Origin of the sequence: Rhodopseudomonas palustris (assembly GCF_003591005.1) — a bacterium.
Classification (GTDB): Bacteria; Pseudomonadota; Alphaproteobacteria; order Rhizobiales; family Xanthobacteraceae; genus Rhodopseudomonas; species Rhodopseudomonas palustris_K.
In genome coordinates, this window is record NZ_QYYD01000003.1 from 82,343 (window position 1) to 97,419 (window position 15,077).

At 65.5% G+C, this 15,077-nt stretch carries 11 protein-coding genes; 3 read left to right on the plus strand and 8 right to left on the minus strand.

All coding sequences use genetic code 11. The annotated features are described in order from the left end of the window. Positions 1-412 precede the first annotated feature (412 nt). The 8 genes from D4Q52_RS03830 to D4Q52_RS03865 all read right to left on the minus strand — a co-directional run bounded on the left by D4Q52_RS03830 (position 413) and on the right by D4Q52_RS03865 (position 11,091). Positions 413-2,062 (minus strand): OFA family MFS transporter, encoded by a 1,650-nt coding sequence (locus D4Q52_RS03830; protein WP_119855225.1) that lies wholly within the window; start codon positions 2,060-2,062, stop codon positions 413-415. A gap of 55 nt (positions 2,063-2,117) precedes the next feature. Next, entirely contained in the window at positions 2,118-2,333 is a 216-nt protein-coding gene (locus D4Q52_RS03835; RefSeq protein ID WP_119855226.1) for a formate dehydrogenase subunit delta, read from the minus strand. Further along, positions 2,323-3,147: a formate dehydrogenase accessory sulfurtransferase FdhD gene (fdhD, locus tag D4Q52_RS03840; RefSeq protein ID WP_119855227.1), complete on the minus strand. Its 825-nt coding sequence runs from the start codon at positions 3,145-3,147 to the stop codon at positions 2,323-2,325. The genes D4Q52_RS03835 and fdhD overlap by 11 nt, the downstream gene beginning before the upstream one ends. Before the next feature lie 2 nt (positions 3,148-3,149). After that, a complete protein-coding gene (gene fdhF, locus D4Q52_RS03845) occupies positions 3,150-5,996 on the minus strand; it encodes a formate dehydrogenase subunit alpha (protein ID WP_119855228.1) in 2,847 nt (948 codons plus the stop codon). 11 nt (positions 5,997-6,007) lie between these two features. Then, positions 6,008-7,564 (minus strand): formate dehydrogenase beta subunit, encoded by a 1,557-nt coding sequence (locus D4Q52_RS03850; protein WP_119855229.1) that lies wholly within the window; start codon positions 7,562-7,564, stop codon positions 6,008-6,010. Beyond that, positions 7,561-8,031, minus strand: a complete 471-nt coding sequence (locus tag D4Q52_RS03855; protein WP_119855230.1) for a formate dehydrogenase subunit gamma — start codon at positions 8,029-8,031, stop codon at positions 7,561-7,563. The genes D4Q52_RS03850 and D4Q52_RS03855 overlap by 4 nt, the downstream gene beginning before the upstream one ends. A 115-nt stretch (positions 8,032-8,146) precedes the next feature. Further along, entirely contained in the window at positions 8,147-9,046 is a 900-nt protein-coding gene (locus D4Q52_RS03860) for a LysR family transcriptional regulator (RefSeq protein WP_119855231.1), read from the minus strand. Between the two features lie 443 nt (positions 9,047-9,489). Beyond that, positions 9,490-11,091: an ABC transporter substrate-binding protein gene (locus D4Q52_RS03865; RefSeq protein ID WP_119855232.1), complete on the minus strand. Its 1,602-nt coding sequence runs from the start codon at positions 11,089-11,091 to the stop codon at positions 9,490-9,492. A 170-nt stretch (positions 11,092-11,261) separates the two neighbouring features. Here D4Q52_RS03865 and D4Q52_RS03870 point away from each other — a divergent pair, with 170 nt between their 5' ends. From D4Q52_RS03870 to D4Q52_RS03880, 3 genes are all read left to right on the plus strand, one after another. Then, on the plus strand, positions 11,262-12,920 hold the full coding sequence (locus D4Q52_RS03870) for an ABC transporter substrate-binding protein (RefSeq protein ID WP_119855233.1): 1,659 nt from the start codon (positions 11,262-11,264) through the stop codon (positions 12,918-12,920). 301 nt (positions 12,921-13,221) lie between these two features. Continuing rightward, entirely contained in the window at positions 13,222-14,175 is a 954-nt protein-coding gene (locus tag D4Q52_RS03875; RefSeq protein ID WP_119855234.1) for an ABC transporter permease, read from the plus strand. 14 nt (positions 14,176-14,189) lie between these two features. Further along, positions 14,190-15,077, plus strand: a complete 888-nt coding sequence (locus D4Q52_RS03880; protein ID WP_119855235.1) for an ABC transporter permease — start codon at positions 14,190-14,192, stop codon at positions 15,075-15,077.

Below are 15,077 nucleotides of genomic sequence, written 5' to 3' on the forward strand. Positions count from 1 at the left end.
CGCTGCGACCGCTCGTTGTTTTGCGACGTCTATGCGTCGTCAGCGGCGTTCGTGCGCCAGCGAGCGAAGGCTAACACAATGGCGGCGGGAGAGAAGATGCTTGATGATCAATCGCAACAAGCGAAGGTCGATTAGTTCGCTGCACTGCAATCGATGCGGTGCAACGTTTCGACGTTTTGCATCGAATCGTTCTTGAATCACGGAGAGGCGCGACCGTTTCCACCTGCACTGAATCGTCATCCTGAGGCGCGCGCGCAGCGCGCCTCGAAGGATGCGGCGACAGTGTGCGCGGCCGCATCCTTACGAGGCTCGCCCTCGCGGGCGAGCGGCTCAGGATGACGACCCGGTCGTGTCAAAACGACAATGCCCGGCACGAAGCCGGGCATGACGTGAGCGCTATGCAGCGCGAAGGTCAGAAAATCTTCGCGGCGTTCTGCAGCGTGATCCACACGCCCCAGGCGAGTGGGATGCCGACGAAGGCCCAGAAGGCGGCGGCGCGGGCATCGAGGCCGCCTTTGCCGATGCCGTAAGACCCGCCGCCGGAGGTCGCCGCGACGCCCTTGGCCTGCAGCGCGGCGACCTCTTCGGGCTTCATGAACCATTTGTCCGCGAGCGGCCGCACTAGCGCGTTGCAGATCAGGCCGAGCACCAGCATGCCGGCCAGGATGTACATGGTAAAGTCGTACACCTGCGCGCGCGGCACGCCGGCGGCGATCTGCGCCTCGCGTATGTAGTTCACCACCACCGGGCCGATGATGCCGGCGGTCGCCCAGGCGGTCAGCAGCCGGCCGTGGATGGCGCCGACGAACTGCGTGCCGAAGATGTCGGCGAGATAAGCCGGCACCGTCGCGAAGCCGCCGCCATACATCGACAGGATGATGCCGAAGGCGAGCACGAACATCACCTTGCTGCCCATCGCGGCGAGCGTCGGCGCGAGCGCGTAGAGCACGATGCCGAGCAGGAAGAACACGTAGTAGGTGTTCTTGCGCCCGATGTGGTCCGACAGCGACGCCCAGAAGAACCGGCCCGCGATGTTGAACAGCGACAGCAGGCCCGCGAAGCCGGCGGCGATGCCGGCGATCAGCGTCTTCTGTTCCGCCGAGAGCTGATTGAACGACAGATCCGGCAGGCCGATCAGCTTGCCGCCGAAAATCTCCTGCAGCATCGGCGACGCCATGCCGATGACGCCGATGCCGGCCGAGACGTTGAGGCACAGCACCGCCCAGATCAGCCAAAATTGCCTGGTCTTGTGCGCGTCCTTGAGGTGAACGTGATGTGCGGTGATCATGGTGTTGGCCTGCGCCGGCGGCGTCCAGCCGTCCGGCCGCCAGTTCGGCGGGGTGATGCGATAGGCGAAGGCGCCGATCGTCATGAACACGAAGTAAATCAGGCCCATCACCAGGAAGGTCTGCCACACGCCGACGTCGGTCGGGGTCTTGAAGTAGTTCGTCAGCATGTTGGCGAGCGGAGCGCCGATCATCGCGCCGCCGCCGAAACCCATGATGGCCATGCCGGTCGCCATGCCGCGGCGATCCGGGAACCACTTCACCAGCGTCGACACCGGCGAGATGTAGCCGAGCCCGAGCCCGATGCCGCCGATCACGCCGGAGCCGAGCCACAGCAGCCAGAGTTGGTGCGTGTAGATGCCGATGGCGCCGAGCACCAGGCCACCCGACCAGCAGATCGCCGAGACGAAGCCGGCCTTGCGCGGTCCCACGCGCTCGAGCCAGCCGCCCCAAATCGCCGCCGAGGCGCCGAGCAGCACGAAGAACAGCGTGTACATCCACCCCATCGAGGCGACACGCCAGTCGCAGGTGGTGGTGAACAGCTCCTGCATGATCGTCATGTCGCCGCAGACCTTCGGCGCCGACAGGCCGACGGCGCGCGAGAGCGGCAGCCAGAACACGCTGAAGCCATACGCCATGCCGATACACAGATGAATGCAGAGCGCCGCCGGCGGCACCAGCCAGCGGTTGAAGCCGGCGGTGGCGATGATGCGTTCGCGGTCGAGTAGACCCGGCCGTACGCCGGACAGCCGTCCGGCTCCTTCCAAGGTTGCCATCCTGTTTCCTTCCCCTTTTGAGCGCCCGTTTTCGGGCTGCAAGTCGTCCGGCCGGTTACTTGGCCGGCCTCAGCGCCTCCACTGCAGCCCGCACCTCGGGCTCCAGACCTTCCCCTCCGGCGTCGAGATGCGCGATGATCGCGCTGCGCATCCGCGGCTCCCAGAATTTCTTGAGATGTTCGGCGATGCCGGGCACCGCCTTGTCGGCGCCCTGGCTGCGAAAGAACGCGCCGATCTGATTGGCCATGTAGACCAGCCGGTCAGGCGACATCGGCGGCTCCCTTGGTGTGCGTGTCCATGCGGTGCGGATGGGTGAAGATCTCGAAGCCGTCGGCGCGCGCGATCGCCGCCAGCGTGATGCCGGCAGCCTCCGCCATCTTGACGGCGAGCGCGGTCGGCGCCGACACCGCGACCAGCACGGTCGCGCCGATCGCCGCCGTCTTCTGCACCATCTCGACGGAGACGCGGCTGGTCAGCAGCACCATGCCGGCGGTCGCAGCGATGCCCTGCCGGGCGATCGCGCCGGCCAGCTTGTCGAGCGCATTGTGGCGGCCGACGTCTTCGCGCAGTGCTACGATGCCTTGTGTGGGCGTGTAGTAAGCCGCGGCATGCACCGCGCGGGTGGCGACATTGAGTGTCTGCAGCGGCGGCATCGCCTCGATCGCGGCGATGATCTGTTGCGGCGTGAACGTCCGGCCTTCGCCGACCAGCGCGACTGGGCGCACCGCCTCGGCGATGGAGTCGACGCCGCACAGGCCGCAGCCGGTCGGGCCGGCGATGTGGCGGCGGCGTTGCTGTAGCCGATCGGCGACGTCGCCGCCGATCCACATCCGCAATTCGACGCCGTCGTCGTGCGGCACGATCTCGAAGCTCTCGATCTGTGCGGCGGTTTCGACCACGCCCTCGCTGAGGCTGAAGCCGATCGCAAAGTCCTCGAGGTCGGCCGGCGTCGCCATCATCACGGCTTGTGTCGAGCCGTTGTAGCTGATCGCGACCGGCGTCTCCTCGGGGATGGCGCGCGCACCATCCTGCATTCGGCCATTGCGCCAGACCTTGGTGTCGGCGGTGTGGACCGTCGGCTTCATCGTCACTCCGCGGCTTCGGCCGGCGTCGCGATCCGGCGGGCGGCTGCGGCTTGCTGATTGTAATCGCGCTGCCATTCGGACGGACCGTTCGACGGCGCCACCTGCACGGCCGTCACCTTGTATTCGGGGCAGTTGGTGGCCCAGTCGGAATATTCAGTGGTGACGACGTTGGCCTGCGTGTTCGGGTGATGGAACGTGGTGTAGACCACGCCCGGCGCGACCCGGTCGGTGATCAGCGCGCGCAGCGTGGTCTCGCCGGCGCGGCTGGCGAGCCGGACCCAATCGCCATCGCGGACGCCGCGCTGCTCGGCGTCGTGCGGATGGATCTCGAGCCGATCCTCGTCGTGCCAGATCGAATTGGCGGTGCGCCGGGTTTGCGCGCCGACATTGTACTGCGACAGGATGCGGCCGGTGGTGAGCAGCAGCGGGAAGCGCGGCCCGGTGCGCTCGTCAGTCGCGACATATTCGGTGATGACGAACTTGCCCTTGCCGCGCACGAAAGCATCGATGTGCATCACCGGCGTGCCTTCCGGCGCGCGCTCGTTGCACGGCCACTGGATCGAGCCGAGCTCTTCCAGCCGGTCGTAGGACACGCCCGCGAAGGTCGGGGTCAGCGCGGCGATCTCGTCCATGATTTGCGACGGATGCGTGTAGTTCATTTTATAGCCGACGGCCTCGGCCAGCTTCTGCGTCACTTCCCAATCTTCCAGCCCGTTCTTCGGCGTCATCACCTTGCGGACGCGCTGGATGCGGCGCTCGGCATTGGTGAAGGTGCCGTTCTTCTCCAGGAAGGTCGAGCCGGGCAGGAACACGTGGGCGTAGTTGGCGGTCTCGTTGAGGAACAGGTCGTGGACGATGACGCATTCCATCGCTTCGAGGCCGGCGGCGACGTGCTTGGTGTTGGGGTCGGACTGCAGAATGTCCTCGCCCTGCACGTAGAGCGCCTTGAACGAGCCGTCGACGGCGGCATCGAGCATGTTGGGGATGCGCAGGCCCGGCTCGTTGTCGAGCTTGACGTTCCACAGCGCCTCGAAGCTCTCGCGCACCGCATCGGTCGAGATGTGCCGATAGCCCGGCAGTTCGTGCGGGAACGAGCCCATGTCGCACGAGCCCTGCACGTTGTTCTGGCCGCGTAGCGGATTCACGCCGACGCCGGGGCGGCCGAGATTGCCGGTGGCCATGGCGAGGTTGGCGATTGCCATCACGGTGGTCGAGCCCTGGCTGTGCTCGGTGACGCCGAGGCCGTAATAGATCGCGCCGTTGCCCCCGGTGGCGTAGAGCCGCGCGGCTTCACGGAGTTGCTGCGGATCGACGCCGGTGAAGGCGGCAGTCGCTTCCGGGCTGTGCTGTTCGTCTGAGACGAACGCCGCCCAGTGCTCATATTCGCTCCAGTCGCAGCGCTCGCGCACGAAGGCCTCATTGGCGAGGCCCTCGGTGACGATGACGTGCGCCAGCGCGGTCAGCACCGCGACATTGGTGCCGGGCTTCAGCGGCAGATGTTGTGCGGCTTCAATATGTGCCGAGCGCACCAGATCGATGCGGCGCGGATCGACCACGATCAGCTTGGCACCCTGGCGCAGCCGCTTCTTCAGCCGCGAGGCGAACACCGGATGGCCGTCGGTCGGGTTGGCACCAATGATCATCACCACGTCGGTGTGCTCGACCGAGTCGAAATCCTGGGTGCCGGCCGAAGTGCCGAAGGCGGTGGAGAGGCCGTAGCCGGTCGGTGAGTGGCAGACGCGGGCGCAGGTGTCGACATTGTTGTTGCCGAAGCCGGCGCGGATCAGCTTCTGCACCAGGAAGGTCTCTTCGTTGGTGCAGCGCGACGAGGTGATGCCGCCGATCGAGTCACGGCCATACTTGGCCTGGATCCGCTTCAGCTCGGAGGCGGCGTAGCTGAAGGCTTCGTCCCAGCTGACTTCGCGCCACGGCTCGCTGATGCTGGAGCGGATCATCGGGTTGAGGATGCGCTCCTTGTGATTGGCATAGCCCCAGGCGAAGCGGCCCTTGACGCAGGAATGGCCGCGATTGGCCTTGCCGTCCTTGTAGGGCACCATGCGGACCAGCTCTTCGCCGCGCATCTCCGCCTTGAAGGTGCAGCCGACGCCGCAATAGGCACAGGTCGTCACCACCGAGCGCTCGGGCGTGCCGATCTCGATCACGCTCTTCTCGTTCAGCGTCGCGGTCGGGCAGGCCTGCACGCAGGCGCCGCAGGACACGCATTCGGACCCGAGGAAGCTCTCCTGCATGCCGGGCGAGACGACCGAGTCGAAGCCGCGGCCCGCGATGGTCAGCGCGAAGGTGCCTTGTACCTCTTCACACGCACGGACGCAGCGCGAGCAGACGATGCACTTCGACGCATCGTAGGTGAAGTAAGGGTTGGACTCATCGAGCCCGGGATTGGGGTGCTTCTCGCCGGAGTAACCATAGCGCACGTCGCGAAGGCCGACCGCGCCGGCCATGTCCTGCAGCTCGCAATCGCCGTTGGCCGAGCAGGTCAGGCAGTCGAGGGGGTGATCGGAGATGTACAACTCCATCACGCCCTTGCGGATCTGCTTCAACCGCTCGGTCTGGGTGTGAACGACGAGGCCGTCGGCGACCGGCGTGGTGCACGACGCTGGCGTGCCGCTGCGGCCGTCGATCTCGATCAGGCACAGCCGACAGGAGCCGAACGCATCGACCATGTCGGTGGCGCAGAGTTTCGGAATGGCGGTGCCGATCTCCATCGCGGCGCGCATGATCGAAGTGCCTTCGGGCACGCTGACGCTGCGGCCGTCGATCGTCAGCGTCACCATCTTTTCGGAGAGCGAGCGCGGCGTGCCGAAATCGGTTTCGTGGACCAGAGCCATATTGTCGTCCTTTATTCCGCGGCCTGCAGGCGGCGCGGCGCGAGGCCGAAATCCTCGGGGAAGTGCGTCAGCGCCGACAGCACCGGATAGGGCGTCAGGCCGCCGAGCGCGCACAGCGAGCCGAACTTCATGGTGTTGCAGAGGTCTTCGAGCACGGCGATGTTCGCGGCGGGCTTGTCGCCGGCGATGATCTTGTCGATCGTCTCGGCGCCGCGGGTCGAACCGATCCGGCACGGCGTGCACTTGCCGCAGGATTCGTGGGCGCAGAATTCCATCGCGAACCGCGCCTGCTTGGCCATGTCGACGGTGTCGTCGAACACGACGACGCCGCCATGCCCGACCATGCCGCTCCGCGCGGCGAAAGCTTCGTAGTCGAACGGCGTATCGAACAGCGCGCGCGGGAAGTAAGCGCCGAGCGGGCCGCCGACCTGCACGGCGCGCACCGGCCGGCCGCTCAGCGTGCCGCCGCCGATGTCGTCGATCAGTTCGCCGAGCGTGATGCCGAACGCGACCTCGAACAATCCGCCATGCTTGATATTTCCGGCAAGCTGGATCGGCTTGGTGCCGCGCGACTTGCCCATGCCGCAATCCGCATAGGCCTGCGCGCCGCCATCGAGAATGTACGGCACCGCCGAGAACGTCAGCACGTTGTTGATCACGGTCGGGCGGCCGAACAGGCCGTGATGCGCCGGCAGCGGCGGCTTGGCCCGCACCGTGCCGCGCTTGCCCTCGAGGCTCTCCAGCATCGAAGTCTCTTCGCCGCAGATGTAAGCGCCGGCACCGACCCGGACTTCGATGTCGAACGAGTCGGTCGAGTGGCAGATGTTGTCGCCGAGGAAGCCGGTCCGCCGCGCGGCCTCGATCGCGGCGTTCATGGTGTTAATGGCGCGCGGGTATTCGGAGCGGATGTAGATGTAACCCTTGGTCGCTCCGACCGCGATACCGGCAATGGTCATGCCTTCGATGATCATGAAGGGATCGCCCTCCATCAGCATCCGGTCGGCGAAGGTCCCACTGTCGCCTTCGTCGGCGTTGCAGCAGATGTATTTCTGGCCGCGGCCGGCCTGGGCCACCGTTCGCCATTTGATGCCGGTCGGAAATCCAGCGCCGCCGCGCCCGCGCAGCCCGGACTTTGCCACATCCTCGATGATGGCGTCGGAGCTCATTTTCAGCGCGCGCTCAAGCCCGCGATAGCCGCCATGGGCACGATAGTCATCGATCGAGCGCGGATCGACGATGCCGCAGCGCGCGAAGGTCAGCCGGGTCTGCCGCTTCAGCCATGGAATCTGTTCGGTCAGCCCGTGTTTAAGCGGGTGCGAAGTGTCGTTGATGATCGCATCGAGAATGCTTGGGACATCCTCGGCCGTCACCGGGCCGTAAGCGACGCGCCCGGCCGGCGTATCGACCTCGAGCATCGGCTCCAGCCAATACAAGCCACGCGAGCCGGGCCGCACCAAGTCGAGGCCGAGCTCGCGCTCATGTGCGATGCGGGTGAGTTCGCTCGCGACCTCGTCGGCGCCAACCGCCAAAGCCCCGGAATCCCGCGGGATAAACACACGGAGCGTCATTGCTGCGCCTCCGCCATCAGCCGGTCCAGCCGCTTGGTATCAAGTCGCCCGACAACACGATCGTTGAACATCGCGGCCGGCGCAGTGGCGCACAGGCCGAGGCAATATGCCGGTTCCAGCGTCACCGATCCATCCGCGCAGGTGTGACCGAACGCGACGCCGAGCCGCGTCTCCGCATGCACTGCCAGCGCATCGCCGCCCGCCGCCTGGCACGCCTCGGCGCGGCACAGCTTGAGTACATGCCGGCCCGGCGGCTCGCGGCGAAAATCCGGATAGAAGCTGACGACGCCATGCACCTCGGCGCGCGACAGGTTCAGCGCTTCCGCCACCATCGGCACGACGGCCTCCGGCACATAGCCGAACGCCTCCTGCAAGGCATGCAGGATGACCAGCGTCGGTCCTTCCTTGTGCGTCAACCCGGCGATGATCTCGGCCGCGCGGGCCCGGTCCCATGGTTCGTTATGCATCGGCGCTCTTTTCGGCGTTGGTTCGCGGCCGATGAGAATTGGAATCGTTCAAGGAATCAATAAAGCCGTCCCATGCTGCGATAAGGAAACGGTATCGAGGGGGGTGTCTGAGGCCTCAGGCCTCGCTCTCCAGCGACGGCGCGACCTCGCGGGCGACCTGCATCAGCGCGGCGACCAGCGGCGTATAGGGTTCGCGCGGCGGCACCACGAGGCCGATGCTGTAGGACACCACCGGATCGACGATCGGAATGGTGCGGACGCCGTCGCCGAGGCCGAGCGTTTCGGCGAGTTTCGCCGGCATGACGCTGGCCCAGCGTCCGGTCTTGACGTGGGTGTACAGTACGATGATCGAGTTCGACGTCAGCGTCGGATGCGCGATGGTGCCGGCGGCGCGTAGCGCGCGGTCGATGATCCGGCGGTTCTGCATATTGGGCGTCAGCAGGCAGAGCGGAACCTGGCCGACCTCTTGCCAGGTCACCTGATTGCGGTCGCCGAACAGGCCGTCCTGCGAGGTAATCAGCCGATAGCTCTCCTGATACAGCGGAATGCTGCGCACTTTGCCGAGCGGCTCGTTCTCGATGTAGGTCAGACCGGCGTCGGCCTCGAGGTTTTCCAAGAGGCCGAGCACGTCCGAGGAGGTGCAGGAGATGATGCTGAAACGGACGTTCGGATAGCGCGCCCGGAACGGCGTGGTCAGCTGCGCCACCATGCCCAGCACGGTCGGGATCGCGGCGATCCGCAGTTCCCCGGTGAGCTCGCCCTTCATGGCGCCGATATCCTGGCGCATCGCCCGCGTGTCGCCGACGATGCGGCGCGCCCATTCCAGCGTGCGCTCGCCCTCCGGCGTGAAGCCGAGGAACCGCGAGCCGCGCTGTACCAGCATCACGCCGAGGATCTCCTCCAGCTGCTTGATGCTGGTCGACATCGTCGGCTGGGTGACGCCGCAGGCCTCGGCGGCGCGGCCGAAATGCCGTTCCTTGGCGAGCGCAAGCAGCAGCTCGAGCTTGTCGATCACATCCGTCCCTCGGAATGTCCTGAAGAGACGGCAGTGTTGCCCGATCGCAAAGGCTTCGGCAAGGCAGCCCGCTACAGGCCCGCATGGTGGGTAGCGGCGAATAAAAACCCCGCCTCCCGATTGCGGCATCGGAAGCGCGGGGCTCAGTCAGGGGAGAGACGAAACCCCGCGCGCACAAAATGGCATCGCGCCAAGCATCGTCAGCCAACTAAGTATCTGATCGGAACAAAGGCGTTTTGAGCTGAATCAAATCGGTTGTCGTCCATTTGATCTGCCAGCGCCGCCGATCCTCGATCGAAGAAGTCAGAATCCCAACTCTACGCGTCATGCCCGTGGCGGGTGCGGCGTGACGGAAAGGACGATGTCGTCCATCACAAAGAAAGTGGCTGCGAAAAGGAAGAGGCTGCGCAATCGCGCAGCCTCTTTGATAGTCCGGCTGTTACTTACTGCAGGCCGATCGTGGTCAGGTCCTGGAACCAGTGCTGCGCCTGCACGAAGCTTTTCACTTTCGGCGATAGCGCGTGCGGGTTGGTGTCGTGGACGACCCAGACCAGCACGGCGTCGTCGACGATCTGGGCGTGCGCCTGCGCCAGCAGTTCGTCCTGCTTGGCAGGCTCGAAGGTGGTCTTCGCCTCATCGATCAGCGCATCGACCTTCGGGTTCTTGTAGCCGCCCCAGTTGACGCCGACTGGCGCGACCTGGCCGGAGTGGAAGAACCGCACGATCGCGTAGAGCGGGTCGGAGGTGACGTAAGCGATGTTGTTGGCGGTGATGCCCGCCATGCTTTCGTCGGCCGCGCCCTTGCGCCACGCGGTGTACAGCACTTCGAGCTCGACGACCTTAAATTCGACGTCGATGCCGATTTCCTTGAAGCTCTGCTGCAGGAACTCGTTCATCGGCAGCGAAAGCATTTGGCCGGTGCCGCCGGTGGCGATGATGAAGGTGGTCTTCAGCGGCTTCTCCGGCGAGTAACCGGCTTCCTTCACCAGCCGCTTGGCTTCCGCCAGATCGTACTTGATCTGGAAGGTCGGCTTGCCGAACCACGGGCTCGACGGGTCGACCTGGCCGATCGCCGGCTTGGCGAGGCCGTTCATCAGTCCGACCACGGCGTCCCGATCGATCGCGAGGTTGAGCGCCTTGCGCAGACGCACGTCGGTCCATGGCGAGCCGGGCAGCATGCTGAGGTGATAATTCCAGACATGCGGCGTGACGTTGTCGACGATCTTCATGCCGGCTGATTTGAGCTGCGGCACCGCGTCGGGCGCCGGAGTCTCGACCAGGTCGACCTGGCCGGCGAGCAGCGCGTTGGTGCGGGTCAGCGCCTCGGGCATCGGCACCAGGATCAGCTTGTCGGTCTTCGGCAGCCGGGACTTGTCCCAGTAGTCGTTGTTCTTGGTGAGCTCGGCGAGTTCGCGCGGCACCAGCTTGGTCAGCTGGAAGGGGCCGGTGCCGGACGGCTGCGACGCGAACTTGTCCCAGTCCTTGCCGACCTTGTCATACTGCGCCGGGCTCGACACCAGGAACCACAGCATCTGATAGGGGAAGAAGGAGTCGACCGCCTTGGTGGTGATCTCCACCGTATAATCATCAATCTTGGCGTAACTCTTTACCGAAGGCAGCCGGGTCTTGACCTGCGCGCTCTGGCGCTTGTCGAACTGCGGTGCCTTTTCGTTGAGCACCTTGTCTAGATTCCAGACCACCGCGTCGGCGTTGAAGTCGCTGCCGTCGTGAAACTTCACGCCCTTGCGGAGGGTGAAGCGCCACTTGGTCTTGTCGGAATCGTCGACCTTCCACTCGGTCGCGAGGCCCGGCACCAGCTTGCCGGGGCGATCGGCCACGTTCATTTCCCAAGCCACGAGCGGATCGTAGATGGTGTAGCCGGTGAACTGATAACCGCCGGCGCCGCGGTCCGGCTGGCCCGTGGTCAGCGGAATATCGGCCATCGAGATGCCGTAACGCACCACGGATTCGGCCCGCGCGGGGCTGATCGCGCCCGCGGCGGCCACCATCGCGGCCAGCATCAACGCACTTCCAAGTCGCTTCATCGCAACTGATCTCCTCATGACGATGGCGCAAAAGCTTGCAATGCCGATGCCAGTTTCGTCGTGGGAGACACGAGGTCGCATTTATTTGTGTGCCAACGATCCTGCCGCTTTGGGTGGCACACGCATTGCATAATGCAGCGCACAAATTAGTCACATGGGAAATTTCCAGCATGCGTCATCTTCGCGTCCTTCGTCGCACCACTGCGCTGCTCGCCCTGACCGCCAGCGCCATGGTCCTGCCTCAGCTCGCCGCCGCCGAAACCGTGCTGCGGATCGGCATGACGGCCGCGGATATCCCGCGCACGCTCGGCCAGCCCGACCAGGGTTTCGAGGGCAACCGCTTCACCGGCCTGACCATGTATGACGCGCTGACGATGTGGGACCTGTCGTCGGCCACCAAGGCGAGCGTCGTGATCCCCGGGCTCGCGACCGAGTGGAAGGTCGAAGACGCCGATAAGACCAAATGGGTGTTCAAACTGCGCCCCGGGGTGGTGTTTCATGACGGCACGCCGTTCAACGCCGACGCCGTGGTGTGGAACGTCGACAAGGTGCTGAACAAGGAGGCGCCGCAGTTCGACGCCAGCCAGGTCGGCGTCACCGCCTCGCGCATGCCGACGCTGGTGTCGGCCAAGAAGATCGACGACATGACGGTCGAGCTCACCACCAAGGAGCCCGACAGCTTCCTGCCGATCAACCTCACCAATCTGTTCATGGTGAGCCCGGCAAAATGGCAGGTGCTGTACGAGCGCGCCGACGGCGCCGACGCCAAGGCCAAGTCGCAGGCCGCGTGGGCGGCGTTTGCCCGCGACGCGGCCGGCACCGGCCCGTGGAAGATGGCCAAGTTCACGCCGCGCGAGCGGCTCGAACTGGTGAAGAACGACAACTACTGGGACAAGGCGCGGGTGCCGAAGACCGACCGCATGGTGCTGCTCCCGATGCCGGAGGCTAACGCCCGCACCGCCGCGCTGCTCGCCGGTCAGGTCGACTGGGTTGAGGCGCCGGCTCCGGATGCGGTGAAGGAAATCGAGGGCCGCGGCTTCAAGATCGAGAAGAACGAGCAGCCGCACGTCTGGCCGTGGCAGTTCTCACGCATCGAAGGCTCGCCGTGGAACGACATCCGCGTCCGCAAGGCCGCCAACCTTTGCATCGATCGCGAAGGCCTGCGCGACGGCCTGCTGGCCGGCCTGATGGTGCCGGCGACCGGCACGTTCGAGCCCGGCCACCCGTGGCGCGGCAATCCGTCGTTCCAGATCAAATACGATCTGCCGGCGGCGCAGAAGCTGATGCAGGAAGCCGGCTTCGGCCCGAGCAAGAAGCTCAGCGTCAAGATCCAGACCTCGGCCTCCGGCTCCGGCCAGATGTTGCCGCTGCCGATGAACGAGTATCTGCAGCAGGCGCTGGCGGAGTGTTACTTCGACGTCAAGCTCGACGTCATCGAGTGGAATACGCTGTTCACCAACTGGCGCCGCGGCGTCAAGGATCCGTCCGCCAACGGCAGCGACGCGGTGAACATCACCTATGCGGCGATGGACCCGTTCTTCGCGCTGGTGCGCTTCCTGCAGTCGTCGATGGCGCCGCCGGTGTCGAACAATTGGGGCTTCATCAACAACCCGAAGTTCGACGAGTTGGTGAAGAAGGCACGGACATCGTTCGACGAGAAGGAGCGCGACAAGGCGCTGGCGGAGCTGAACGCCGCCTCGATCGACGACGCGGCGTTCCTCTACGTCGCCCACGACGTCGGCCCGCGCGCCCTGAGCCCGAAGATCAAGGGCTTCGTCCAGCCCAAGAGCTGGTTCGTCGACTTCTCGCCGGTGTCGATCAGCCAGTGAGCGAGGTCTCTCGTCATTGCGAGGAGCAACTCGACGAAGCAATCCAGCGCCGTGCACTGTGCTTCTGGATTGCTTCGCTTCGCTCGCAATGACGGACAGGCAGTGCGTTGACACTCGACGAGTACGTCGTTGGTCCGCGCGCACTCTTTCCAGGTCATGGCCGGGCTTGACCCGGCCATCCACGACGACAGACACCGTGCCTGCGTCCGTGGGTGCCCGGGACAAGCCCGGGCATGACGAAGGAGGGGTTTCCGATCAGGAGATCCCGCCGTCTTCTCAAGTCGTGCCGTAAGGGACACCAGTGTTCGTCTACATCGCCCGCCGACTCGTCTATGTGATCCCGATCGTGATCAGCGTCGCGCTGGTCTGCTTCATGCTGGTGCACATCACGCCCGGCGATCCGCTGGTGGCTGTGTTGCCGGCCGACGCGTCGCAGGAGCTCGCGGCGCAGCTACGCGCCGCCTACGGCTTCGACCGGCCGCTGCCGGTGCAGTTCGGGCTGTGGCTGTGGAAGGCGCTGCACGGCGATCTCGGCAATTCGATCGCAACCGGCCGTCCGGTGCTGGCCGAAGTGCTGCGCGCGGTGAGTAACACCGTGATGCTGGCGATCGCCGCGGCGATCATCGGGTTTTCGTTCGGGCTGCTGTTCGGCCTGCTCGCCGGTTACTTCCGCGATACCTGGATCGACAAGGTGTCGACATCGATCGCGATCGCCGGCGTCTCGGTGCCGCATTACTGGCTGGGCATGGTGCTGGTGATCATCTTCTCGGTGCAGCTCAACTGGCTGCCCGCGGTCGGCGCCGGCCCTGGCGGCTCCGGACAATGGGGCTGGGACTGGGCGCATCTGAAGTACTTGGTGCTGCCGGCGATCACCACCTCCGTCATTCCAATGGGCATCGTCACCCGCACGGTGCGGGCGCTGACCGGCGATATCCTGTCGCAGGATTTCGTCGAGGCGCTGCGCGCCAAGGGCCTGCGCGAAACCCAAGTGTTTCGTCACGTGCTGAAGAACGCCGCACCGACCGCGCTGGCGGTGATGGGGCTGCAATTGGGCTACATGCTCGGCGGCTCGATCCTGATCGAGACGGTATTCTCCTGGCCGGGCTCCGGGCTGCTGCTCAACTCCGCGATCTTCCAGCGCGACCTGCCGCTGCTGCAGGGCACCATCCTGGTGCTGGCGCTGTTCTTCGTGTTCCTCAATCTGGTGGTGGACATCGCGCAGGCCGCGATCGACCCGCGCATCAAACGCGCCTGAGCCGGGAGGATTCGATGACCACACTCACCGACACCGCCGTGCAGACCGCGCCGGCCGGCCCCTCGCGCGGCTATTGGGCGACGGTCGGCCGCCGCCTGCTGCGCGACAAGGTCAGCATCGCCTGCGCGCTGATCCTGCTCTTGATCCTGCTGTCGGCGATCTTCGCGCCGTATCTGCATCTCGCCGATCCGTATCAGGGCTCGATGATCCGCCGGCTGAAGCCGATCGGCACGCCGAACTATCCGCTCGGCAGCGACGAGCTCGGCCGCGACATGCTGGCGCGGCTGATCTATGGCGGGCGGCTGTCGCTGCTGATCGGCATCCTGCCGGTGGTGCTGGCGTTCGTGCTCGGCACTTCGCTCGGCCTCGTCGCCGGCTATGTCGGCGGCAAGGTCAACACCGCGATCATGCGGACCATCGACGTGTTCTACGCGTTCCCCTCGGTGCTGCTGGCGATCGCGATCTCCGGTGCGCTCGGCGCCGGCATCACCAATTCGATCGTCTCGCTGACGGTGGTGTTCCTGCCGCAGATCACCCGCGTCGCCGAGAGCGTCACCACCGGCGTGCGCAACATGGATTTCGTCGAGGCCGCGCGCGCCTCCGGCGCCGGCCCGTTCACCATCATGCGGGTGCACATGCTCGGCAACGTGCTGGGGCCGATCTTCGTCTATGCGACGGGTCTGATCTCGGTGTCGATGATCCTGGCGGCCGGCCTGTCGTTCCTCGGCCTCGGCACCAAGCCGCCGGAGCCCGAATGGGGCCTGATGCTGAACACGCTGCGCACCGCGATCTACGTCAACCCGTGGGTGGCGGCGCTGCCCGGCGCGATGATCTTCGCGGTGTCGATCTGCTTCAATTTGCTGAGCGACGGGATGCGCAGCGCGATGGATATCAGGAACTGA

Coding starts and splice junctions, on each gene's coding strand:
- D4Q52_RS03865 (WP_119855232.1), bottom strand. CDS start 11,091: ATGAAGCGACTTGGAAGTGCGTTGATGCTGGCCGCGATGGTGGCCGCC.
- fdhD (WP_119855227.1), bottom strand. CDS start 3,147: ATGAAGCCGACGGTCCACACCGCCGACACCAAGGTCTGGCGCAATGGC.
- D4Q52_RS03835 (WP_119855226.1), bottom strand. CDS start 2,333: ATGTCGCCTGACCGGCTGGTCTACATGGCCAATCAGATCGGCGCGTTC.
- fdhF (WP_119855228.1), bottom strand. CDS start 5,996: ATGGCTCTGGTCCACGAAACCGATTTCGGCACGCCGCGCTCGCTCTCC.
- D4Q52_RS03850 (WP_119855229.1), bottom strand. CDS start 7,564: ATGACGCTCCGTGTGTTTATCCCGCGGGATTCCGGGGCTTTGGCGGTT.
- D4Q52_RS03830 (WP_119855225.1), bottom strand. CDS start 2,062: ATGGCAACCTTGGAAGGAGCCGGACGGCTGTCCGGCGTACGGCCGGGT.
- D4Q52_RS03880 (WP_119855235.1), top strand. CDS start 14,190: ATGACCACACTCACCGACACCGCCGTGCAGACCGCGCCGGCCGGCCCC.
- D4Q52_RS03855 (WP_119855230.1), bottom strand. CDS start 8,031: ATGCATAACGAACCATGGGACCGGGCCCGCGCGGCCGAGATCATCGCC.
- D4Q52_RS03870 (WP_119855233.1), top strand. CDS start 11,262: ATGCGTCATCTTCGCGTCCTTCGTCGCACCACTGCGCTGCTCGCCCTG.